General features: G+C 50.7%; 25 protein-coding genes. 11 read left to right on the top strand and 14 right to left on the bottom strand.

Translation table 11 applies throughout. From position 1 onward, the window contains the following. The 9 genes from rpmC to rplC form a co-directional block, all read right to left on the bottom strand. Nucleotides 1-235: 50S ribosomal protein L29 (rpmC, locus tag H6F80_RS27100; protein WP_190794627.1), on the bottom strand; the 235-nt coding region annotated here is incomplete at its 3' end. Nucleotides 236-237: 2 nt separating this feature from the next. After that, nucleotides 238-657: a 50S ribosomal protein L16 gene (rplP, locus tag H6F80_RS27095; protein ID WP_190794626.1), complete on the bottom strand. Its 420-nt coding sequence runs from the start codon at nt 655-657 to the stop codon at nt 238-240. A gap of 34 nt (nt 658-691) precedes the next feature. Next, the gene (rpsC, locus tag H6F80_RS27090; protein WP_190794625.1) at nt 692-1,447 is read right to left on the bottom strand and encodes a 30S ribosomal protein S3; all 756 of its coding nucleotides are present in this window, start codon (nt 1,445-1,447) and stop codon (nt 692-694) included. A 53-nt stretch (nt 1,448-1,500) separates the two neighbouring features. Further along, nucleotides 1,501-1,863, bottom strand: coding sequence for a 50S ribosomal protein L22 (gene rplV, locus H6F80_RS27085; RefSeq protein WP_190794624.1), 363 nt, complete (start codon nt 1,861-1,863; stop codon nt 1,501-1,503). A 66-nt stretch (nt 1,864-1,929) separates the two neighbouring features. Continuing rightward, a complete protein-coding gene (gene rpsS / locus H6F80_RS27080) occupies nt 1,930-2,208 on the bottom strand; it encodes a 30S ribosomal protein S19 (RefSeq protein ID WP_190794623.1) in 279 nt (92 codons plus the stop codon). 105 nt (nt 2,209-2,313) lie between these two features. Then, entirely contained in the window at nt 2,314-3,177 is an 864-nt protein-coding gene (gene rplB, locus H6F80_RS27075; protein WP_190794622.1) for a 50S ribosomal protein L2, read from the bottom strand. Between the two features lie 19 nt (nt 3,178-3,196). Further along, nucleotides 3,197-3,496, bottom strand: coding sequence for a 50S ribosomal protein L23 (locus H6F80_RS27070; protein WP_190794621.1), 300 nt, complete (start codon nt 3,494-3,496; stop codon nt 3,197-3,199). Then, nucleotides 3,486-4,121, bottom strand: coding sequence for a 50S ribosomal protein L4 (gene rplD, locus H6F80_RS27065; protein WP_190794620.1), 636 nt, complete (start codon nt 4,119-4,121; stop codon nt 3,486-3,488). Before rplD ends, H6F80_RS27070 begins: the two co-directional genes overlap by 11 nt. A gap of 74 nt (nt 4,122-4,195) precedes the next feature. Beyond that, entirely contained in the window at nt 4,196-4,837 is a 642-nt protein-coding gene (gene rplC, locus H6F80_RS27060; protein WP_190794619.1) for a 50S ribosomal protein L3, read from the bottom strand. A 1,035-nt stretch (nt 4,838-5,872) separates the two neighbouring features. On the opposite strand from rplC, the gene ndhN reads away from it, so the two are divergent. Next, on the top strand, nt 5,873-6,349 hold the full coding sequence (ndhN, locus tag H6F80_RS27055) for an NAD(P)H-quinone oxidoreductase subunit N (RefSeq protein WP_190794618.1): 477 nt from the start codon (nt 5,873-5,875) through the stop codon (nt 6,347-6,349). A gap of 308 nt (nt 6,350-6,657) precedes the next feature. Then, nucleotides 6,658-7,020, top strand: a complete 363-nt coding sequence (locus H6F80_RS27050) for an STAS domain-containing protein (protein WP_190794617.1) — start codon at nt 6,658-6,660, stop codon at nt 7,018-7,020. A 184-nt stretch (nt 7,021-7,204) separates the two neighbouring features. Here H6F80_RS27050 and psbN read toward each other — a convergent pair whose 3' ends face one another. Further along, nucleotides 7,205-7,351 (bottom strand): photosystem II reaction center protein PsbN, encoded by a 147-nt coding sequence (psbN, locus tag H6F80_RS27045; RefSeq protein WP_518523665.1) that lies wholly within the window; start codon nt 7,349-7,351, stop codon nt 7,205-7,207. A gap of 65 nt (nt 7,352-7,416) precedes the next feature. On the opposite strand from psbN, the gene psbH reads away from it, so the two are divergent. The 3 genes from psbH to pth all read left to right on the top strand — a co-directional run bounded on the left by psbH (nt 7,417) and on the right by pth (nt 8,783). Next, nucleotides 7,417-7,620: a photosystem II reaction center phosphoprotein PsbH gene (gene psbH, locus H6F80_RS27040; protein ID WP_088892590.1), complete on the top strand. Its 204-nt coding sequence runs from the start codon at nt 7,417-7,419 to the stop codon at nt 7,618-7,620. Nucleotides 7,621-7,774: 154 nt separating this feature from the next. Continuing rightward, the gene (locus tag H6F80_RS30505) at nt 7,775-8,116 is read left to right on the top strand and encodes a TatA/E family twin arginine-targeting protein translocase (protein ID WP_190794616.1); all 342 of its coding nucleotides are present in this window, start codon (nt 7,775-7,777) and stop codon (nt 8,114-8,116) included. Nucleotides 8,117-8,132: 16 nt separating this feature from the next. Beyond that, on the top strand, nt 8,133-8,783 hold the full coding sequence (gene pth / locus H6F80_RS27030; RefSeq protein ID WP_190794615.1) for an aminoacyl-tRNA hydrolase: 651 nt from the start codon (nt 8,133-8,135) through the stop codon (nt 8,781-8,783). A gap of 129 nt (nt 8,784-8,912) precedes the next feature. Here pth and H6F80_RS27025 read toward each other — a convergent pair whose 3' ends face one another. Next, the gene (locus H6F80_RS27025) at nt 8,913-9,668 is read right to left on the bottom strand and encodes a cobalt-precorrin-6A reductase (RefSeq protein WP_190794614.1); all 756 of its coding nucleotides are present in this window, start codon (nt 9,666-9,668) and stop codon (nt 8,913-8,915) included. Between the two features lie 24 nt (nt 9,669-9,692). Further along, nucleotides 9,693-10,385: an alpha/beta hydrolase gene (locus tag H6F80_RS27020; protein ID WP_190794613.1), complete on the bottom strand. Its 693-nt coding sequence runs from the start codon at nt 10,383-10,385 to the stop codon at nt 9,693-9,695. Nucleotides 10,386-10,695: 310 nt separating this feature from the next. On the opposite strand from H6F80_RS27020, the gene H6F80_RS27015 reads away from it, so the two are divergent. The 5 genes from H6F80_RS27015 to H6F80_RS26995 all read left to right on the top strand — a co-directional run bounded on the left by H6F80_RS27015 (nt 10,696) and on the right by H6F80_RS26995 (nt 16,752). Then, the gene (locus H6F80_RS27015; protein ID WP_190794612.1) at nt 10,696-12,516 is read left to right on the top strand and encodes an ArnT family glycosyltransferase; all 1,821 of its coding nucleotides are present in this window, start codon (nt 10,696-10,698) and stop codon (nt 12,514-12,516) included. Nucleotides 12,517-12,606: 90 nt separating this feature from the next. Continuing rightward, on the top strand, nt 12,607-13,248 hold the full coding sequence (gene nusB / locus H6F80_RS27010; protein ID WP_190794611.1) for a transcription antitermination factor NusB: 642 nt from the start codon (nt 12,607-12,609) through the stop codon (nt 13,246-13,248). Nucleotides 13,249-13,912: 664 nt separating this feature from the next. After that, a complete protein-coding gene (gene gntK / locus H6F80_RS27005; protein WP_190794610.1) occupies nt 13,913-15,460 on the top strand; it encodes a gluconokinase in 1,548 nt (515 codons plus the stop codon). A 206-nt stretch (nt 15,461-15,666) separates the two neighbouring features. Then, nucleotides 15,667-16,104: a hypothetical protein gene (locus H6F80_RS27000; RefSeq protein WP_190794609.1), complete on the top strand. Its 438-nt coding sequence runs from the start codon at nt 15,667-15,669 to the stop codon at nt 16,102-16,104. Between the two features lie 132 nt (nt 16,105-16,236). Beyond that, nucleotides 16,237-16,752 carry a hypothetical protein gene (locus H6F80_RS26995; RefSeq protein ID WP_190794608.1) on the top strand — a complete coding sequence of 172 codons (516 nt, stop codon included), beginning with the start codon at nt 16,237-16,239 and terminating at the stop codon, nt 16,750-16,752. A gap of 308 nt (nt 16,753-17,060) precedes the next feature. Here H6F80_RS26995 and typA read toward each other — a convergent pair whose 3' ends face one another. Beyond that, nucleotides 17,061-18,851 carry a translational GTPase TypA gene (gene typA / locus H6F80_RS26990; protein ID WP_190794607.1) on the bottom strand — a complete coding sequence of 597 codons (1,791 nt, stop codon included), beginning with the start codon at nt 18,849-18,851 and terminating at the stop codon, nt 17,061-17,063. Nucleotides 18,852-19,065: 214 nt separating this feature from the next. Beyond that, nucleotides 19,066-19,788 carry a DUF4079 domain-containing protein gene (locus H6F80_RS26985; RefSeq protein ID WP_199296858.1) on the bottom strand — a complete coding sequence of 241 codons (723 nt, stop codon included), beginning with the start codon at nt 19,786-19,788 and terminating at the stop codon, nt 19,066-19,068. Between the two features lie 593 nt (nt 19,789-20,381). Between H6F80_RS26985 and H6F80_RS26980 the strand changes: the two genes are divergently transcribed. After that, nucleotides 20,382-21,264, top strand: an 883-nt coding sequence (locus tag H6F80_RS26980; RefSeq protein WP_190794606.1) for a glycosyltransferase, incomplete at its 3' end; no start/stop codon positions are given.

Here is a 21,264-nt window from a genome sequence, read left to right as displayed (position 1 = left end):
CGCTTGCAGGCTGGGACTCAAGGGATGATTGCGCTGCTGCAAGTTTCCGTTCATGTTCCACCGTCATAAGCTGCGCTAAACGATGGCGCAGATGCTTAAACTGATGCGGCTTCTCTAGACGACGGGTTGCCTTTTGAAAGCGCAACTGGAACAGCTCTTTTTTCACCGAGGCGATCTGGTCACTAATGTCCTGATCACCCATTTCTCTTACTTCGTCGATTTTAGGCAGAGCCATGATTACGACTCCTCCGCTTCGCGCATGATGAACTTCGTTTTAATCGGCAGCTTAAAGGATGCCAGACGCATCGCTTCGCGGGCAGTGGCTTCAGGAACACCCGCAATCTCAAACAGAATCCGACCCGGCTTCACGACTGCCACCCAGTATTCTGGGTTTCCTTTACCAGATCCCATCCGGGTTTCTGCCGGGCGCATTGTCACAGGCTTATCCGGGAAAATCCGAATCCAGATTTTTCCACCCCGGCGAATGTAGCGGGTCATGGCTCGTCGGCTTGCCTCGATTTGACGCGAGGTAATCCAGGTGGGTTCGAGGGCTTGCAGGGCAAAATCACCAAAGTTGATTTCATTGCCTGAAGTGGCTAACCCTCTCATCCGCCCGCGCTGCTGCTTGCGGAATTTAGTTCTTCTAGGACTTAACATCTTGAGTACCTTTGATCAGATGTAGGAGTTCTGTTTAACCTTCGTTCGAGCGGTCTTCGTACTGCTGACGACGACGGGGCTGACGACGACGGGGCTGGTTTGCAGGAGCAGATGCCGGAGCCACTTCTTCCTGTCCAGGAATAATCTCGCCTCGGAACACCCAGACCTTGATGCCCAGAATCCCGTAGATGGTTTGAGCCGTCTTGTAAGCAAAATCAATGTCTGCTCGCAGCGTATGAAGGGGAACCTTGCCTTCGCGGGTGTATTCCGTCCGCGCAATCTCTGCCCCGTTCAGACGACCGCTCACCTGAATCTTGATTCCCTCGATTCCAGCCCGCTGCGCCCGTTGGATAGCCTGACGCACAACACGACGGAAGGAAACCCGACGCTCAAGCTGCTGTGCCACGTTTTCTGCAATCAGAGCAGCATCGGCATCGACTCGCGCCACTTCCACCACATTAATCCGGATCTGGCGGTTGCTGTCGCCCAATGCCTTTTGCAGGTTGGTTCGCAGTTCCTCGATCCCCTGTCCACCCCGACCGACGACGACGCCCGGACGAGAGGTATGAATTTCGAGGTCAATCTGATCCGCTTTGCGCTCAATTCGAATCATGGCAATGCCCGGACTCTCAAGGCTCTTGAGCTTCATCGGGTTCTTTTCCAGGAAGTTGCGGATCGTGTAGTCCTCCTGAAGCAGTTTTGGATAGCGACCCGCATCGGCAAACCAGCGAGACTTGTGCTCCTGGGTAATGCCGAGACGAAAGCCGACTGGATGAATTTTCTGTCCCACGGTTTGTCCTCGTAATAGTCAGAAAGTATGAATTGCAAGTCTTAGCCTTCGATCTAGTCCGCAGATTCGCCTGGGGCGACGGCGATCGTAATATGGCAGGTCGGCTTGCGGATTTGATAGGCACGCCCTTGAGCACGGGGACGGAATCGCTTCAGTACAGGTCCCTGATCCGCAAATGCCTGAGTGATTACGAGGTCAGTAGGGGTATACCCAACGTTATGTTCAGCGTTCGCAACCGCAGAGCGAAGCACTTTTAGCACTGGGTCGCAGGCGCGATAAGGCATAAATTCCAGGACAATCAGGGCTTCCCGGTAGGAGCGTCCCCGAATTTGATCCAGCACACGACGCACCTTATGGGGCGACATCCGGATATAGCGGGCGACAGCTTTTACTTCATCAGAACTAATGGTTGGCATCGTTTTCTCCTAGCTTCTAGCGATAAGTTTCTATTGAACTAAGACCGACTAGAGCGGCTATTTTTTTTATCGACGGGCTTTCTTATCGCTTTTCGCGTGACCCCGGAAGGTGCGAGTCGGCGCGAATTCTCCGAGCTTATGACCGACCATTTGCTCTGTCACATAGACCGGAACGTGCTGTCGTCCGTTGTGTACGGCGATCGTGTGTCCGATCATTTGAGGCAGAATCGTCGAAGCTCTCGACCAGGTTTTGATCACCTGCTTGTCGCCCTTGGCGTTCAAGTTTTCAACTTTTTTAAGCAGGTGGTCAGCAACAAACGGACCTTTTTTAAGCGAGCGAGACATGGCTACCAGTTAACCTTGTGATGAACGTTAGACGGAACAAAAAGAGCGATACATACTGCGTTCAAGCTGTTCTTAGACGAGAGGTTGGCCGAACGCAGATGCGAATTATGCCTCCCGTCCGCCACGACCCCGCTTCGAGGTACGACGACGACGGCGGACAATCAATGAATTGCTCAGCTTCTTCTTCTTGCGAGTCTTCGCGCCCAGAGCAGGCTTACCCCAAGGCGTAACCGGACCGGGACGACCGATCGGCGCACGTCCTTCACCACCACCATGCGGGTGATCTACTGGGTTCATCACGCTGCCTCGCACTTCCGGTCTACGTCCTTTCCAGCGAGTGCGACCCGCTTTACCCAGGCTCACGTTTCTGGCTTCCGCGTTACCCACCTGACCGATCGTGGCATAGCACTCGCGGCGAATTAGGCGAACTTCTGTCGAAGGCAGACGCAGGGTGACATAGTTGCCTTCCTTTGCAACGACCTGTGCGCCAGTGCCTGCTGCCCGCACAACCTGACCGCCCTTACCAGGAACCAGTTCAACGTTGTGAACTGTCGTACCCAGCGGCATATTGCCCAACGGCAGCGCGTTGCCGATTTCAAACGGAGCCTCAGGACCAGAAATTACCGTTGCGCCCACCGCCAGATTGGCCGGATGCAGGATGTACCGCTTCTCACCGTCCTGGTAGTACAACAGCGCAATTCGAGCGTTCCGGTTGGGGTCATACTCGATCGCCGCGACCTTCGCAGGAATATTGTGCTTGTTGCGGTAAAAATCGATGATGCGGTAGAGCTTTTTATGTCCACCGCCCCGGTGACGAGTAGTGATTACGCCCCGGTTATTGCGTCCCTTTTTCCGATGGACGGATGTCGTTAGCGATTTTTCCGGTTCAGACTTCGTGATTTCAGCGAAATCAACAACTACCCGCTGACGGGTTCCGGGTGTATAAGGTCGATAGCTACGAATACCCATAATTTAAAATCCTCAGAGGCTAGACTTCGGGGAAGAGCGTAATCGAGTCACCCTCTGCCAGAGTCACGATCGCCTTCTTGTAGTGAGGGCGATTGCCCTGGAACCGTCCGACACGACGCGCTTTATAGGGAGGGACTTGCGTATTGACCTTTATGACCTTGACATCAAACAGTTCTTCGATCGCCGCTTTGATCTGATATTTATCAGCTTTAGGGGAAACCTCGAACACATACTTGTTCTGTTCCAGCAGCAGAGTCGCCTTCTCCGTAATTAAGGGACGGCGGATCAAATCTGGAAGAGCGCGAGAATCAATCTTCACCGTAAACCTCCTGAATCTTGGCGATCGCAGACTGGGTAATTACAATCTTGTCTGCGTTCAAAATGTCAAATACGTTGAGGTTGCTTGCCGTTATCAGCCGGAGGCGATCGATATTGCGAGCAGACAAATAAACGTTGTCTTCGCGATCGGCGGTGATGATCAGCACCTTAGAATCTGCCTCAACTCCCCAGCGCGTGAGAGCCTGAACCAGCTCCTTCGTTTTGGGACGCGGCAGTTGATCTACAAAATCAGCCACCACAACCAGGTCTTGGTTCCGACCGACCAGAGCCGTTCTGAGTGCCAAACGACGCTCTTTGCGGTTCATTTTGGTCGAGTAGTCGCGTGGCTTCGGTCCAAAGATCACGCCACCGCCCCGCCAGAGGGGTGAACGGTTAGAACCGGCTCTTGCCCGACCCGTTCCCTTTTGCCTCCAGGGCTTACGACCGCCGCCGCTGACCTCTGCGCGGGTTTTTGCGGAAGCCGTTCCCTGTCTAGCGTTGTTCATCTGCCGCACCAGTGCCCGATGCACTACGTGAGCAGCACTTGTTTCTTTAGCAACTCGCAGTTCCAGGGAAGCTTGACCCACTTCCGCACCCTGCCAGTCTTTTACTACACAGTCAACCATAGGTCGTCTCTACTCTCTCTTGGGCACTGCCGCCAGGAATTTGCTGTGGAATTAGCGTCCTGGGGGCGATCGTTTTACTTCGCTCGTCCGACTAACTTTGCAGGCACGATATTCACCAGCGCACCTGGCTTACCCGGCAGCGCACCTTTGATCAGGATCAGGTTGCGCTCTGCATCGACTCGAACCACAGTCAACTTACGGATCGTGACGCGGGCATCACCCAACTGACCTGCCATCCGCTTACCGGGGAAGACCCGTCCGGGGGTTGTACCTGCACCCGTGGAACCGGGCAGACGGTGGTTCTTAGAACCGTGCGCCATCGGACCCCGCTTGAAGTTGTGCCGCTTCTGGTAGCCTGCAAAGCCACGACCAATACTGGTTCCGACCACATCCACGGTTTGACCCGCTTCAAAACGATCGACGGTCAACTGCTGTCCTAGCTCGAACTCGCTGGGGTCTGCCAGACGATACTCGTGCAAATGACGCAGCGGACCTGCACCCGCTTTCGCTAAGTGACCCATCTCAGGCTTATTAATTGCCTTTTCTTTAATTGCGCCATAGCCCACCTGAATAGCAGTGTAGCCATCGGTTTGCTTGGTTTTAACCTGTGTAACGGTGCATGGACCCGCCTGAACGACGGTGACAGGAATCGCAACGCCCGCCTCGTCGAAAATCTGAGTCATGCCTACTTTTGTGCCGAGAATGCCAACAGACACTGTGACGAATCCCCCTTTCTCGCGGTTTGCATAAGGAGCAGAACTGCGATCGCCTCAACAGTCCATTTGGCTCCAAATAAACACAGACTATGCAGGCTCCCTTCAGCCAAGGCTCAAGAGAACCACACAGTTATTCTGTGAATGCTGTTTCACTTATAGGATTGAACGCGCAAGAAGCTAACCAATCTCCTGATTAACCTGACGCAGTCAGCCCAAATTGGCTTAGGACTTTAGTGAACAATGTTCGCTAAGTATCCTCAAACCAGACCTTTCAGCAAATTCCGGCAGGTGACGGGTAGATGAACTTCGCTCAGGAAGTGCCTTCCAGCAACGCTAGATTTCCAACGAATCAACTCAGCCCTCTGAAATGTGGCTGGGACTCAATCAAACGACAGGCGTTTCCCCACACTCAATACCAGAGAAAAATTTGCTGTCCAATTTTGGCAACAGCTACTTATCATAGCGAATGATTTCGGATTTGTCTATAGGGTAGGACGGGACGAAGTAGGGCGATCGCAGGAGACGCATTAAGGCTGGGAATGTCAGCAGCACTCTAAAATAAATTGAAAGATAACATTGCAGGAATTACAAAACCAGGCATTGCAGTTGCCCCTTGGCGATCGCTGGCCTTTGGTGCAGTCATTGTTGAGTTCAATTCAACAAGAAACGCTAGGGTTAAACCCTCCCTCCTCAACGTGAATTCTCCAACTGGTCTTGATCCCTAGACTCAAAGCTTGATTGGTGTCATTCAGCTAGGTACAGAAGAGCTTACAGAATCGGCTAGAGACAGTACTACGGTCTAATTATCTAATTCATTGGTGCTGCTTATTAGGTTAATTAGGAATGCAGGAGGCTGGATCGCCGTCCTGAATGTAGATGCGCTTGCTCGACGATCGGGTGACCCTTATAATCTAGGGTTGTAAGTCCGCAATGATTGCCCGGAATGCTAATTCATGGCATTTGTCGGTTGATGCGGCGAGCGGTTCATGATGGGATAGCCATTCTGCCTATTATTTATAAGGTCAAGCAGGATTTATGGCATTAATTACGACTGGCAAGGATTTTATTCGCGGGCTAGAGACCTCTGGATCGGTAGGGGTGTCTGTGCCTCTAGAGGGCGGACACGAAGGACGGTATCAGCGGCGGCTGCGAGCTACGGGCTATGGCATGATGCACATTACCGCGAGAGGACTGGGCGACTTGCCTGCCTATCTGCTGCGGACTCATGGCGTGCGTCCTCCCCACTTGGGTAAGAAGAATACCGGTCGTGAAGGAGCAGTGGGCTATGTATATTATTTGCCGCCTGCCATTCAGTCTCAGCTAGAGGCACTTCCAGCGAACTCGAAAGGTTTAGTGATTTGGCTGCTTGAGGGCTTTGTGCTGTCTCAGCAAGAGCTACAGTTTTTGACCACGCTGCCAACGATCGAACCAAAGGTGAAAGTTGTTGTGGAGATGGGGGGCGGTCGCAGCTTTATCTGGAAGCCGTTGCAGGACTATATTACGGCTGCATAGCACAGCATTATTTCGGCACCGAATATCTTGATAAATCTGAGCAGCCTATGTTTCAACGATCGCAGTTGGCATAGGTTGTTTTTTAGGCTGCTTTCGTCCGTCTGAGCATCAATCCAAAACATTTTGATGTTTGATGTCTCTGATCTATCGTTGAGCGGGAAAGCTAAGAAGTAAGCCTGCCGCACTTTCAAAGAAAAGCTGCAAGACGGTTATCGATCGCTAATCGTTTCTCATCGTTCGCTTAAATCACACGCAGCAGGTTAAAAGGCAGCAAAGCGAAGGAGACTCATTCCGCTCCCTTACCTAAGATGGCAATTGCAGTGAAGCAAACTCTTTATCAAACAAAGTCTGGTAAACCGATTCTTGTCCTCACACCAACTGGGCGATTGGACATCACAACTGCATCACAGTTCCGCTCTAAACTCCAGGACTGTATTGCCAAAGTCAGTCCAAATGTAGTGATTAATCTAAGCCAGGTCAGTTTTATTGACAGTTCCGGCTTAGCAGTTCTTGTTGCGGGAATGCGAGATGCAGACCAGGGGAAAGGTAGCTTTCGCCTATGTGATGTGCATCCAGAGGCGAAGTTAGTCTTTGAAGTGACAATGATGGATTCTGTATTTCAGATTCTCAATACAGAAGCAGAAGCACTGGAAGGAGTCTCAGTTGCCTGATGCTTTTATGCAGTTTCTCATAAAAGTAATCTTCTGCAATAGAAAAACCCTGTGAAGCAGGGCATGAGAAAAGCTGAGAAGTTGACTCAGCGAAAGTAAGTGATGCCAGGTACAAACCACGAGACATCCACTGTGAGAGACGGGAGCAGACAACAGGAGCTTTGCTTTAGCAGTGGCTCTGCTTCTAGTCTTCGTGGTCTTCAAAAGGATCTTCCAATTCTCTTGAAGGTGGTCCAAACGAAGTGTAGACTGAGATCCCAGTGATTGCCACCAGGAAGACGGCGATCGTAATGCTAAGAACTGTTGCGGGTTCCATATTTGAGAAATTCATCAATAGTATTATCCTTATAATATTACGGATCGTTAAAATCTTAGAACGCTTAGAAAGGGTAACACATGGCACAGCGGACTCGGTTGGGAGATGTTCTTAAGCCCCTTAACTCTGAATACGGTAAAGTTGCCCCCGGTTGGGGAACTACGCCTCTGATGGCAGTCTTTATGGGACTGTTCTTTGTGTTCCTGTTGATTATTCTTCAGATTTACAACTCCTCGCTCATTCTAGAAGGCGTGAACGTGGACTGGTCAAGCCTCGGAAGCTAATTCAATCGCTAATTCAATTATTTATTTCAAATTGATCCCCGGCTTCGTCTGGGGATTTTTGCATAGAAAAATTACTCGATCGGACAAGTGAATTGTCTACCAGGAAACTACACTAGATCTTGTGAGACGTTCGATCGCTTAGAGAGGAAGAAGCATGAATTTCTTCGGCATTGGCTTACCCGAAATGACCCTGATTCTGGTGCTGGCACTGCTGATTTTTGGTCCCAAGAAGTTGCCTGAAATCGGTCGAAGCCTGGGTAAAGCACTACGTGGTTTCCAGGAAGCCTCGAAAGAATTTGAGAATGAATTTAAGCGAGAAGCAGAGCGAATTGAGAAATCAGTGAATGAGCCGATTAAGGCAACCCTTGAAACTCCGGCTCCTAAGGCTCTTACACCTGCTGAAGAAACTAAAATTGTTGATGCGACGATCGCAGATTCACCGGAAGCAGCTCATTCTGAAACTACCCCTGAAGCGGCGAGCTCTCAGCAAGGCTAAATTCAACTCATAAATTATGGCATCCGCGACTTCTTCCTCGGAGGTGAAGCCACAGCTTATTGTGGGGCTGGGCAATCCGGGTACAAAATACGATCAAACCCGTCACAATATTGGCTTTGAGGCGATCGATCGGCTCGCTCAAGTCTGGAAAATTCCGCTGGGTGAAAATCGTAAGTTTCAGGGCATTTTCGGTGAGGGGCAGGGCAGCTATCGGGAAAAGATTCGGCTACTGAAGCCTTTGACCTATATGAATCTGTCCGGGCAGTCAATTCGCGCTGTTGCAGACTGGTACAAAATTCCGCCAGAAGCAATTCTGGTGATTTATGACGAAATGGATTTGCCGATCGGTCGTTTGCGGCTGCGGCAGTCTGGTTCAGCGGGCGGACACAACGGCATGAAGTCAGCCATTTCGCATCTGAATAGTCAGAATTTCCCGCGAATGCGAATTGGAATTGGCAGTCCAAAAGGAAAGAACGCGAATCCAGATACCCAGGTGGTGAATCATGTGCTGGGACGATTTTCAGTGGCAGAAAGTCGAGTGATGAATGAAGTGCTGGATCTGGTGGTGAAGGCGATCGAGCTGAGTCTGAAAGAGGGAGTGCCGAAGGCGATGAGCCTGTATAACAATCAAGCGATCGAGCTGGAATCAAATTCGACAGCTTCTTAAACGCAGAAAACGGGGCCAGTTGCGGGATCCAACCCCCTAAATTCCCCATCAACGGGGGACTTTGAGTTTTTTGGAATGGGGAGCCTGCGAAAGGAATGCTTGCCGATCGCTAATTGCGAAGGTTGCGGGTCAGGAAAGGCAACGCTGACAGAATTCGATCGCAGCTTTGATCTCCTGCGTTTGTTGGGGATATTGGATTGGGGGACGATCGATCACGATTAAAGAAATCTCCAATTCATTTGCAACTTGCTGTTTGGTGTCTTCCCCTCCGGCGGAACCTGATGCCTTTGTAACGACAAGGGAGATTTGCCACTGTTGCCAGAGGGCGCGTTCCAGATCGATCGAAATTGGAGGGCGCAGGGCAATCAGACGATCGGGGGTGAATCCGGCGTTTAAGGCAGTTTCTAGTGCAACTTGGGAAGGCAAAATTCGGGCGAAGAGGGTCGATCGCGTTTGCCAGGGTTGAAAGAGCATCAGGGGGCGATAGCCGATCGTGAGCAGCACCCGTTCTCCGGCTAATCGATCGCTGGCAAACAATGCATTAAAACTGCTGAAGTGAATTCCATCCGATGCAACCGATTGCCGCTCATAGCGCAGGTAGGGCAACTGATATTTGATCGAAGCGTCGATCGCCATCTGAGAAACTGCTACGGCAAAGGGATGGGAGACATCCACGATACAGAGAACTGAGTGGTTTTGAAGGAAACGCAGCAGGCTTTCAGGTTGCAATCGTCCTACCCAAATTTGAACTGAGGGATCACTGGGGTAAAGCGATCGGGCGGATTCTGTGGTGACTGTAACAATGCAAGCAATGCCCGAAGCAACAAGCGCTCGGACTAACGCTGCGCTTTCTTGAGTGCCGCCGATGATCCAGACGAGAGCCATTCGCATGTTCTTTAAGCAGTGGGTTTATAAGTGGCTCATCGCCGTCGCGTCTTTGATCACTGCTAAAACTTCTCCTGGCTGCGAAAGCATTGGAACGTGGCTGGATTCCAGCACGGTAGTGGTTGCTCCAATTCGTTTTGCGGCATCGTGCTGATAATGGGGCGAAACGGACTGGTCGGAGTTTGCAACAATATACCAACTTGGCTTATTTTTCCATGCAGGTTGTGAAGTTGCTTTTGTTTGCGACAGCGATGCAGGTGCCGCAGTTTGAGTCGCGTAAAGCAAGGCAGCTTCTTCAGCCGGAAGGTCGCCTGCAAAGGACTTTTGCATTCCTTCTTTGGACAGCCAAAGAAACCCATCTTGCTCCTCAACATATTGCAGCACGGGAGGGGCAGTGTATTGAGTCAGCAGATCAATCATCGATTCGTCGCGATCGGGAGCAACCGCCGCTATATACACCAAGCCAGCAACTTTCTCATCGTTACCAGCTTCGGTAATGACGAACCCTCCCCACGAATGCCCCACGAGAAGGCAATTTCCTTCGACGCGAGCCAAAGCACGTTTCGTTGCCGCAACGTCATCAGCCAAAGAGGTGAGTGGGTTTTGCACGGCAATCACTTCGTAGCCTTCCGCTAGTAGCGGTGGAGTAATTTTGCTGTAGCAAGAGCCATTAACCCAAAAACCGTGAACCAAAATAATATTCTTAATTCTGCTCATCAGCACCTTCCTACAGCGTTTTACTTTGTATTCGCTTTACTGAATTCGCTTTACTAAATTCACTCTACTGATAGACAAGAGGTATGCAGGCTTTGTAATGCAGGAGACTGTCTATTCGCAGCTTTTTTTTAGCAGGAATTCTGATAATTTGCTGGAGCCATTTACCGCAATTACAGCCAGGGAACTCCTGAAGTTCTTAATCCGACAGTACTCAGGAGAATCACTCCACCGTGCTACGGAAAATGACCAGACTTCGATAAAGTAAGGTCTGAACCCGATCGCGATCGACTCCATCTGTGCCAGTGAGACCATGAGAAAGGTAGATCTATCCAAAGCCACCTCGCAGTGGCAGTTTCAAACCAATCACGCCTGGATATTTGCCATTGTATGGATTGGTTTAGCAACTGGGATTGCATTTTGGCTGCATCTGGGCAGCATCGGCTTGGTGGATGAAACCGAACCGCTTTTTGCGGAGGCAGCACGGCAGATGAAGATTACGGGCGATTGGATTACGCCTTACTTCAATGGAACCACGCGATTTGACAAGCCGCCGCTCGTTTACTGGATCATGGCGGTTGCCTACCAGACGGTGGGCGTGAATGAATGGTCAGCCCGTTTTCCTTCTGCGCTGGCAGGCACTTTTTTGGCAGCGATCGGGTTTTATACGCTGCGTCGGTTTGGGTTTGCGCGTCCGGCAAGGGCGATCGAAGCCGGTGAAGCTCAAGCGGCAGAAAGGCCCATTCCTCCGCAAATTGACCGTCAGCTCTGGATTGCTGCCCTGGTCGGGTCTGCTGCAATGGTTTTGAATCCGCAGACGATCGTTTGGGGCAGGACGGGCGTATCCGATATGCTGCTCAACGGCTGTATTGGCGGTTCGCTGCTGGCGTTTTTTTGCGGCTATGCTCAGCCCGATCGGGCGAAGACGCAACATCGCTGGTACATTGCTGCCTATGTTTTGAGCGCGCTGGCAGTGCTCACAAAAGGACCAGTCGGCATCGTGCTTCCCGGCATGATTGTGCTGGCGTTTCTCCTCTATATGGGAAACCTGTGGACTGTGCTGCGAGAACTGAAGCTGATTCAGGGCGCGTTGATTTTTGCGGCGATTACTGTGCCCTGGTACATTTTGGTGACGCTGGCGAACGGCGATGCGTTTATTGAGTCTTTTTTCGGCTATCACAACATCGAGCGATTTACCCAGGTGGTGAACCGTCACTCGGCTCCCTGGTATTTTTACTTTCTGGTTGTGTCTGCTGCCTTTGCGCCCTGGTCGATTCATTTACCTGCCGCCTTTGCCCAACTGCGATTTTGGAAGCGGCATTCCTGGCAGCAGCAGCCCCGCTCTAGTCACCTCGGAGTCTTTGCGCTGATCTGGTTTGCGATCGTGTTTGTGTTTTTTACGATCGCCGTCACCAAACTCCCTAGCTATACGATTCCGCTATTGCCTGCAAGTGCGATTTTGGTTGCGCTGTTCTGGAGTGACCAGATGAGCCGCCCAAGCCTTAACCCAAGGAGCAATCGATTTGCCTGGGTCAGTCATGCCGTGAATGTGGCAGTGCTGTTTGGTTTGGCATGGGCAGTGTATTACAGCCCAAACTGGCTAGGAGACGACCCGGAACTGCCGAACTTGCCAAATGCGCTTCGTCAGGCAGGAATTGAAGTTTGGGGTGGCGTTGCGTGGGCGACTGTGGCGATCGTTGGATTGATTTTTCTGCTGCGTCGTCAGGGACGATGGCTCTGGGCGGTGAATCTGGTCGGTTTTGTTGCCTTTGTGCTGCTAACCCTGATGCCCGCTGCTGCTTTGATGGATGCAGAACGACAGCTTCCTTTACGACAGCTTTCCCAGAAGATTGTGCAGGTGCAGCAGCCGAATGAACCGATCGTGATGATTGGCTTTGGTAAACCATCGATTGTGTTTTATACCGATCGTCAAATTGAATTCATCCCTGACCCGGACGATGTGATTAAAGATCTGCGCGATCTCAGCACTGCGAATCCCATACCGCCCAGTATTTTGCTGCTGGGACGAGATGTGAAAATCCGCGAAGCAAAGCTGCGACCGAGACAGTATGAGGCGATCGCAGAGGCAGGGATTTATCGGCTCGTCAGGATTCGGATCCCGTTTCAAAGGTAGCCTCTCGTCTGACTCAAATCCCCCCGCACCTCCTCATCCCTTCACCTCTTGCTACAATGACAAAGCTCGATCAGAACCTTGTCAATCAATATGCAAGCTCGCAGAATTGCCCGTGAACTCGCCCTGCTCAGCGTTGGTCAGCTTCCCAGTAAGCCGCAGCAGCTTCAGACCCAGCAGCTTCAAGATATTGTTTTGGCGGCGATCCGAACTTTGACGACTGAGGTACAAGACACGCTGGAAACGGCTGCGGCAGAACTTAGTCGCGGGAGCGATCGACTGCTAACCAGTGAAACCAGAGCGATTGACCTCAACAGTGCAAAAGCAATGGTGACGGAAGCGATCGAGCTAACCCAAAAGGCGATCAATCGAATTGGAGCATCCCTGGAGCTGCCTGAATTTATTCAGCTTGTAAATCAGAAAGAAGTCCGTGCCTATGCGATGGAACTGCTGACTCAGGTGCAGACAAACCGCTCGAAGGTCGATCACCTGCTTGGTGAGTCAATGGTAGATTGGCAGCTTAATCGTTTAGCGCGAGTTGATCAAGATATTTTACGCATTGCGGTGACGGAAATGTGGGTGCTGGGACTGGCTCCACAGGTAGCAATCAATGAAGCGGTTGAGCTAGCGAAGCGATATAGCGGCGACGAGGGACATCGGTTTATTAACGGAGTGCTGCGGCGGGTGAGCGATCGTCTTAATAATGCCGCAAGGACTTCTGATGCTCAAGGCTGAGATAATACTCAAGGCTGAGAATTGTTCATCCTGCAAAGGGGCGATCGTTCTCATGCAGGCTAAGTGGCTCAACCGCAATCCGTAATATCCCTCTCTACCTAAAGGTAGAGGAAGTTGAAGAAGGTAAACCGGTACTATAAAACCACTGGAGAACAAAACCTGAAAGGCATTTGCGTACAGATAGGCAGTCCTCACGGGCTGCTTTTTATTTGGCTTTCAGTCCTGCTTGAGGATGAGTTGCGCGCTTCAAAAACCTCTCCTACTGCTGTGTTTCTCCTGTAACTATAGGCTGATTCACGTTTAAATCTTAGCCAGTTAATATAACTACAATAAAATTGCGCTTTTGGTAAACGATAAAGCCAATAGTGGCTGAAATTGCCTCAGGTTTTGAATTTTGTCGTTTCAGGTCGGTTGTCGAAAAAGCTGTTCTAGGTTTGCGCTCAATCTTGCAGGGCAACATTCAGAACAACATTTGAGCAGCTTTAATTATCTCCAACGTTTCCTGGACCTTGCCCTTGAGATTCTTTCAGTTCAGGGTCAACTTGTTGCGCTTCAAAACGGGCTTTTATTCAGTTGAGAGGGCATGAGTGAAAAAGAAACGTTGCGCTCCTGAAAAGCTTCTTCCTATAGATTTCGTTTGCTCAGTTCCGTTTGCAAAACAGTTATGACAACCGATCGCTACCTTATCGGCGTTGATATTGGAACCACTAGCACCAAGGCAGTCCTGTTTACGCTGGCGGGTGAGGCAGTGCAGCAGGCATTGATTGAGTATCCGCTTTATTCACCAACTCCGGCAACCGCAGAGCAAGACCCAAACGAGATTTTTCTGGCGGTGCTGAAAACGATTCAGCAAGTTGTTCAGGCGAGCGGGGCAAAGCCAGGCGAAATTGTTGGTTTATCGTTCAGTTCAGCGATGCACAGTCTGATTCTGATGGATAAGGACGATCGCCCTTTGACCCGCAGCATTACCTGGGCGGATAACCGCAGCGCAGCCTGGGCACAGTCTTTAAAGCAATCGGGTCAGGGACACGAAATCTATCTACGAACCGGGACGCCCATTCACCCCATGTCTCCCCTGGTGAAGCTGCTGTGGCTGCGGCAAGACCAGCTCGATTTGTTTCAGCAGGCAGCACGGTTTATTTCTATCAAGGAATACGTCTTTTTTCGGCTGACGCGCCGCTATGTCGTGGATTACTCGATCGCGTCTGCAACCGGACTGCTGAATCTAAATCGTCTGGAGTGGGATAGTGAAGCATTAGACATCGCTGGAGTTCGGCCTGCCCAGCTTTCCGAACTGGTTCCGACCACCTATTTGCTAAAGCCAATCCAAACTGACTTTGCGGCAATCATGGGCATTGCGCCAGAAACCCCGATCGTGATGGGAGCCAGTGATGGGGTGTTATCTAATCTGGGCGTGGGGGCGATCGAGCCGGGTGTATTTGCAACGACGATCGGGACGAGTGGGGCAATTCGGGCAGTGATCGATCGTCCGGTGACGGACCCGCAGGAGCGGCTATTTTGCTATCCACTGACCAAGCAGCACTGGGTTATTGGCGGCGCAGTCAATAATGGTGGAATTGCCCTGCGATGGGTGCGCGATCAGTTTGCCGATGCCGAGGTTGCGCTGGCAAAGCAAAGGGGACAAGACCCCTATGACCTGATAATGCAGCAGGCAGAAGCCGTTTCCCCGGGCGCGGATGGGCTGCTATTTCATCCCTATTTGCTGGGGGAACGATCGCCGCTATGGAATGCAAATGCACGCGGGTCTTTCTTTGGGCTAACCCTGAATCACACGCGGGCGCATATTACCCGTGCGGTACTAGAGGGGGTGCTGTTCAATTTGCTCATTGTGCTTCAGGCACTCGAAGATTTTGCAGGTACGGCGAAACGCATTCAGGCAACAGGTGGCTTTGCACGATCGGCTCTCTGGCGGCAAATGATGGCAGACATTTTCGATCGGGAAATTACCATTCCGGCACAGCACGAAAGTTCTTGTTTAGGAGCGGCAATTGTAGGGCTTTATGCGTTGGGTTTCATTGATTCGCTCACCCTTAGCACAGCCATGATCGGCGAAACATTGCGACACCAGCCGATTGCTGCCCACACTGCTCAATATCAGAAGCTCTTTCCGGTTTATCAGCGATTATTAGACTGCTTTCAGCGTGAATATGAAACGATTGCACAACTGCAATCTTATTTGAAGGCAAAGTAATTGATTGAATTGTTTGATTAAAAGAATATCTTTTAGTGGCTCTATCAGAAGGGCTAGATTAATCTTCTGCCTATCCCAAGGATGATGTGATTCGCAACAAAGCGAGCGTGAATAGAACATGAAACGGTAACGCAATAAAAACGAGCGCGCTCATTTTTTGAAACATTTTGATACATTGCAGAGGAATAAAAATTGAGGAACAAAAAATGAATCAATGGCATCAAATTCGCCGCATTCTTGTGGCATTCATGGCAATTTTTGTTTTAATGACATCCGTTGCTTGCAGTACGGCAACTCCAGAAGCTAGCACGGCACCCGATCACAGTCTCAACAGAGTTGGTCAGTTCGATAATCTGTCGCGGGGTGATACAACTCAGGGCGACCAGTATGCAGACTGGGTAATTCAAACTAGCCACGGCTTAATCAAAGATGCTTATGTGCGTGACAACGATAAGCTTGGCGTTGTGATTTCAAAGGAAGTTCGACCGGATGATGTGAAGCCGCTCGCTCGATCGCTGGCACAGGGATTTCGCCGCAGTGCGCCTAACCATGATCTAACCGTTCTGGTTTATGCACCCGATAAGCAGCTTATCTTGACTGCAAAATACGACAGCAAAACGCAGCAGGTGAACTATCAGGGTTAAAGCGGTTAATGCCATTCACGCGATACCAATTGGCATGATTGCGCACTCATTCGGTAAAAGCACTCGCACAAACCCATAGCCATGCTGGGGAGCTAATTCTCAGCAAGCAATTGATACTTTAGGAGACGACTCATGGCAAGTCATGATGAATATAAGCGTCAGATCATGCAAGATTTGGCGAAAGGCAACAGCGAAAAACTTGATGATGTCAGCAGCGGCAAGGAATACGAAAACTTCGACGATTTTGCCCGTCGCTCGACCCGTGAAGAAAGACGTGCCATCTTTGGACGATCGTTCCACCCCGACCGAATTCCTACTAACCAGATGGAGCCGGAATTGCAGAAAGCCGTGGCTCAAATTCATTCTCACGAGCGGGATGATGTCGCGCGGGAGTTTTTTCATCAGTTTAAGAAGCGCGGTTTGAGCGATCACGATCTAGAAAAGCAGCTCGGCTTATCAACCCACACCCCTGGACGCATGACGGCAGATGATGTGAGCAAACTAGCTTCCTTTGCCTATCACTATCACCCGGATATCTTCCAGGAAGTGTTGGCAGACCAGCCAGCAATCCTGAAATTTATCAGCAACCCGATGGTGGGTGCAGCCTTGGGCGCAGTTGCCGCTAAATGGCTGGGAAACCGCCACTAAAACGGACATTTCACCGTTTGCTGCGTTAATAGAATACTGTACTAAAGCGACTGCCAATTTCCTTACAAAGTTAGGGTTTATGGCAGTTGCTTTTGTTAATTCGATCGCCTTTTGTATTTCCTGACTGCGATGAGGAAATTTATTGAATTAGTCTTATCTGATTAGTCTTAGAGGATGTTTGAAAGGTCACCATTATGACCCGAACTGCTCCCCCTCGCCCCACTTACAGATAAAAAACAGCACAAAAAAAGGCGGACAAACTGCCCACCTTAAGAATTTAATTCAATTAGCTAACGATCGAAGTTAACTTATCGCTTCGCCAGCTTTTTGCTCATTTTCCGCAGACGAATCGAAGTCGGAGTGACTTCTAGCAGCTCATCGGGACCAATGTATTCCAGTGCCCGTTCCAGGCTCATGTCTACCGGGGCTTGCAGCTGGACGAGTTCATCGCCGCTGGCTGCCCGGTGGTTAGTGAGCTGCTTTGCCTTGCAGACGTTCAGTTCCAGGTCTTGCGGACGGTTGTGTTCGCCCACAATCATGCCTTTGTAGACCTTTGTGCCGGGCGTAATGAAAAAGACTCCCCGATCTTCAGCGTTTTTCATTGCGTAAAAAGTGGCTGTACCTTCCTCAAAGGAAATCAGGACACCGTTGCGGCGCATATCCAGTTCGCCAACGAGTGGGCGATAGTCGAGGAAGCTGTGGTTCATGATGCCGTCGCCGCGGGTCAGGCGCATAAAATCGCCCCGGAAGCCAATCAGACCCCGTGCCGGAATCACAAACTCAAGCTGAGTTCGACCGTTGCCGCCGACCTGCATATCTTGCATTTCGCCCTTGCGCTGACCGAGCCGCTCCATACAACCGCCAACCGCATCGTCGGGAACATCCAGCACCAGCAATTCATAAGGCTCACAGGGTTGACCGCTGACTTCGCGGTAGATGACCTGCGGCTGCGATACCTGAAACTCGTAGCCTTCCCGACGCATCGTTTCGATTAGGATGCCCAGGTGAAGTTCACCCCGTCCAGCTACCGCAAAGCGATCGGGCGAATCGGTTTCTTCGACGCGGAGTGCCACGTTAGTTTCCAGTTCGCGCATCAGACGATCGCGCACCTGACGTGAGGTGACAAACTTGCCTTCCTGTCCGGCGAAAGGCGAGTCGTTGACCGAGAAGGTCATTTGCAGCGTGGGTTCATCAACCTTGATCAGCGGAAGTGCTTGCGGTTCATTCGGGCAGGTAATCGTTTCGCCAATGTTGGCATCAGCAAAGCCAGATACGGCGACAATGTTTCCGGCGGAAGACGTTTCCATCTCGATCCGCTTCAGCCCTTCAAAGCCAAGCAGCTTTGTAATTTTGCCTTTGACAATCGACCCATCCTCTTTAATCAGCGCAGCAGGCTGACCCATTCTGATCGTGCCATTGTGAATGCGCCCAATCACGATTCGTCCTAAGTAGTCGGAATAGTCGAGCGTTGTCACCTGAAGCTGAAGCGGCTTTTCCGGGTCGCCAACTGGCGGCGGAACGTGGCGCAGAATGGCTTCAAACAGCGGCTTCATGTCTACTGATTCATCTTCGATCTGGTCTTTGGCGAAGCCTGCCAGTCCTGACGCAAACAGATAAGGAAATTCGCACTGATCATCGTCTGCGCCTAATTCCAGGAACAGATCCAGCACTTTATCGATCGCTCCAAAAGGATTTGCCTGCGGACGATCGATTTTGTTGACGACGACGATCGGGCGCAGTCCCTTCTCCAGAGCCTTTTTTAGCACAAAGCGCGTCTGGGGCATCGGACCTTCGTTGGCATCGACAATCAGAATACAGCCGTCTACCATGCCCAGCACTCGCTCGACCTCGCCGCCAAAGTCCGCGTGACCAGGAGTGTCTACGATGTTAATCAGGGTATCGCCGTAGTGAACTGCCGTATTTTTAGACAGAATGGTAATGCCACGCTCGCGCTCCAGGGTGTTGGAGTCCATCACACAGTCTGGAACTTCTTCCCCTTCGCGGAATGTGCCGGACTGCTTCAGCAAAGCATCAACGAGCGTCGTTTTGCCATGGTCAACGTGGGCAATAATGGCAACATTACGAATGGGAAGCGTCATAAAAAGTCCAGTGTGAGAGATTAAGCGAGTCAAAAATAAATGTAACGGCTTCTCAGCGGGGTCAGAGATTCATCAACTTCTGTAAAGAAGCCGTCATAATTCTAGCCTAATCTTGCCCTGATCGACTGTATCGAGCGCCGAATCCAGGGGTCTGGTTTTCCGATGGATGGATTGGTGATAGCCGAAGGCGAAGTCGTTCCCCGATTAACGATCGCTATTGCCTGGGCTGAACTGTACATGGCTGGGTCTGGCAGTTGTTGATATAAAGCTGCTCGATGTAGGGTTGTTGCCAGCTTACAGGAATCTCTAGCAGGTCGCGGGTTCCCGTAACACCCTGACCGATAAATAGCAGCAGTGCGACGCAGTTTAACACGACATGAACATTGCGCCAGCGATTCGATCGATCCTGATAAATCTCAGGAAAAATCGCCAGCGAGAAAATCATCAGCATTGCCGCCGCGATGCCGTAGTAGTAATGGGAAACGTACCACTCAAAGCCGCGCCGAAATACTTCTGGTTGACAGCCAAGCAGCACCAGACCGATTCCAGTCAGGGTGGCGAATCCGCCGCGTTGCAGTTTGCCGTTAGCGATGTTGAGCAGCACCAGGGAAGCGATCGTCAGGGCAAATAAAACCAGCAGCAGCACGATTCTAATGCCGTTTTGCTGTTCGGGAGGAGCCTTCAACACTTTAGAAAAAATGGCATAGCCCAGCCCGATTAAAGCTACGCCAACGATTGAATTACTGAGCCAGCGTCCCATCCGCAAATGCTGAGTGCCAACGGTTCCAGAAATTGCGCTTTTTTGACCTTTTGCAATCTGGAGCCGGCGACTTCGAGTTTGAAGTGAATATTGAACCACAATCCCGATCAGCGGAAAGACAAAGACGATCGCTAAAGCTGGATGAATAAGACTGACAAAATCAATTGTGTCTATCATGTTTTAATTGTCCTACCTACGCTGATACACGATACTCACATTTCAGAAAACTGTGCTGACGAATACTTTTAAGTTCAGGCAATTGAATTCTGGGCAATATCATTCTAAGCGGCGTGAGAATTGCTGTCTTGCATCAGTACGCTGTTCTAGATTGTGCTGTCGAAACAGATTTCCTCTCTAAAATCATTTAAAGATCATATCGCCTCCTGAGAAGCGAGGTTGCTAAAAAACTTTTACAGTTCAATCTGCATAAATTTGCAGAAACAGAAATCAACTTTTGTTTTTATTTCTTTAACAGCATTTGCGCCTCGTATCCTGAATTCATACGGCAAATCTCTCGTTTTGGATTGGATTTGCTATCGCCCAAAACTTTTTCAAGCTGAGGAAAGTTGATAGATTGAGTAGATTTCAGAAATTGTTTGGGCAATCTGATTAGCACCGTCGATCGTAATCGTTAAGGTAAAGTTAGTGCGCTGGCAGAGTAAATAACTGCAAACAACTGCTTCAGAAACAATTCACCTGAGATCGAGTTCTGCCCGAAATCCTAGTCTCTGACCGCCTTCCTCAGACCTACTTCCTTATAAGGAGTCTCGATGACCACTTCAGCAGACCAGACCCCACCCTCGACTCAAATCACCTCGTCTGTTGCCTCGCGGCGATCGTTTCGTCCCAAAACTACGACGCTGATTTTGCTGGGAACGGTGCTGTTTTCTGGGGCGATCGTGGCAGGCTGGTTTGCAGGACAGGGAACAATCAGCAGGATTTTTACTCAGCTCAATACGCTGCAAGAACAGCCGCCCCTCTGGTTAGAAGTGCCGATGGTAGCAGGCGGCTATCTGCTGTTTCCGACGGTGGCGTTGTTTGCGATCGTCCTGCTAGTCACCAAAGTTTCGCCTCAGCCTCGCTACTGGTCGCGGGTTACGGTAGTGGGAATTTTGCTGGCGTTGACGCTGCGCTATCTGCTGTGGCGATCGCTTTCGACGCTCAATGTGGATACGCCGCTGAATGGTGTGTTTAGTCTGGGGCTGTTTTTTCTGGAGCTATTGGTGCTGACAAGCAGCACGATTCAGCTTTTTTTGATGCTGCGGGTGCGCGATCGACGCCGAGAGGCAGACCGGCTGACATTGGATGTGATTGAGGGCAGATATACCCCAACCGTTGATATTTTCATCCCGACTTACAACGAGCCAGAGTTCATTTTGCGGCGAACAGTAATTGGCTGTCAGGCGATCGACTATGGGAATAAGCAAGTCTATTTGCTGGACGATACGCGCCGCCCCGAAATCAGAAAGCTGGCAGAAGAGTTGGGCTGTGAGTACATGACGCGCCCGGACAATCGCTTTGCCAAAGCTGGAAACTTAAATCATGCGATCGGCAAAACGAGTGGCGATCTGCTGGTGGTGTTTGATGCTGACTTTGTGCCCACGCGAAATTTTCTGGTTCGCACCGTGGGATTTTTCCAGAATCCGAAGGTCG

Source organism: Leptolyngbya sp. FACHB-711 (genome assembly GCF_014695615.1).
Taxonomy (GTDB): Bacteria; Cyanobacteriota; Cyanobacteriia; order Elainellales; family Elainellaceae; genus Leptolyngbya_A.
The sequence above is the reverse complement of the archived record's forward strand: the minus strand, read 5'-3'. Positions and strand labels throughout refer to the sequence as shown.

Bases quoted from the DNA above. Each gene is read 5' to 3' on its own strand.
- gntK (WP_190794610.1), top strand. From the start codon at position 13,913: ATGACAACCGATCGCTACCTTATCGGCGTTGATATTGGAACCACTAGC.
- pth (WP_190794615.1), top strand. From the start codon at position 8,133: ATGGCATCCGCGACTTCTTCCTCGGAGGTGAAGCCACAGCTTATTGTG.
- rplB (WP_190794622.1), bottom strand. From the start codon at position 3,177: ATGGGTATTCGTAGCTATCGACCTTATACACCCGGAACCCGTCAGCGG.
- H6F80_RS26995 (WP_190794608.1), top strand. From the start codon at position 16,237: ATGGCAAGTCATGATGAATATAAGCGTCAGATCATGCAAGATTTGGCG.
- H6F80_RS30505 (WP_190794616.1), top strand. From the start codon at position 7,775: ATGAATTTCTTCGGCATTGGCTTACCCGAAATGACCCTGATTCTGGTG.
- rplP (WP_190794626.1), bottom strand. From the start codon at position 657: ATGTTAAGTCCTAGAAGAACTAAATTCCGCAAGCAGCAGCGCGGGCGG.
- rplD (WP_190794620.1), bottom strand. From the start codon at position 4,121: ATGGTTGACTGTGTAGTAAAAGACTGGCAGGGTGCGGAAGTGGGTCAA.
- H6F80_RS27050 (WP_190794617.1), top strand. From the start codon at position 6,658: ATGGCAATTGCAGTGAAGCAAACTCTTTATCAAACAAAGTCTGGTAAA.
- psbH (WP_088892590.1), top strand. From the start codon at position 7,417: ATGGCACAGCGGACTCGGTTGGGAGATGTTCTTAAGCCCCTTAACTCT.
- H6F80_RS27015 (WP_190794612.1), top strand. From the start codon at position 10,696: ATGAGAAAGGTAGATCTATCCAAAGCCACCTCGCAGTGGCAGTTTCAA.
- psbN (WP_518523665.1), bottom strand. From the start codon at position 7,351: ATGAATTTCTCAAATATGGAACCCGCAACAGTTCTTAGCATTACGATC.
- typA (WP_190794607.1), bottom strand. From the start codon at position 18,851: ATGACGCTTCCCATTCGTAATGTTGCCATTATTGCCCACGTTGACCAT.
- H6F80_RS26985 (WP_199296858.1), bottom strand. From the start codon at position 19,788: ATGATAGACACAATTGATTTTGTCAGTCTTATTCATCCAGCTTTAGCG.
- rpsS (WP_190794623.1), bottom strand. From the start codon at position 2,208: ATGTCTCGCTCGCTTAAAAAAGGTCCGTTTGTTGCTGACCACCTGCTT.
- H6F80_RS27025 (WP_190794614.1), bottom strand. From the start codon at position 9,668: ATGGCTCTCGTCTGGATCATCGGCGGCACTCAAGAAAGCGCAGCGTTA.
- nusB (WP_190794611.1), top strand. From the start codon at position 12,607: ATGCAAGCTCGCAGAATTGCCCGTGAACTCGCCCTGCTCAGCGTTGGT.
- ndhN (WP_190794618.1), top strand. From the start codon at position 5,873: ATGGCATTAATTACGACTGGCAAGGATTTTATTCGCGGGCTAGAGACC.
- H6F80_RS27000 (WP_190794609.1), top strand. From the start codon at position 15,667: ATGAATCAATGGCATCAAATTCGCCGCATTCTTGTGGCATTCATGGCA.
- rplV (WP_190794624.1), bottom strand. From the start codon at position 1,863: ATGCCAACCATTAGTTCTGATGAAGTAAAAGCTGTCGCCCGCTATATC.
- H6F80_RS27020 (WP_190794613.1), bottom strand. From the start codon at position 10,385: ATGAGCAGAATTAAGAATATTATTTTGGTTCACGGTTTTTGGGTTAAT.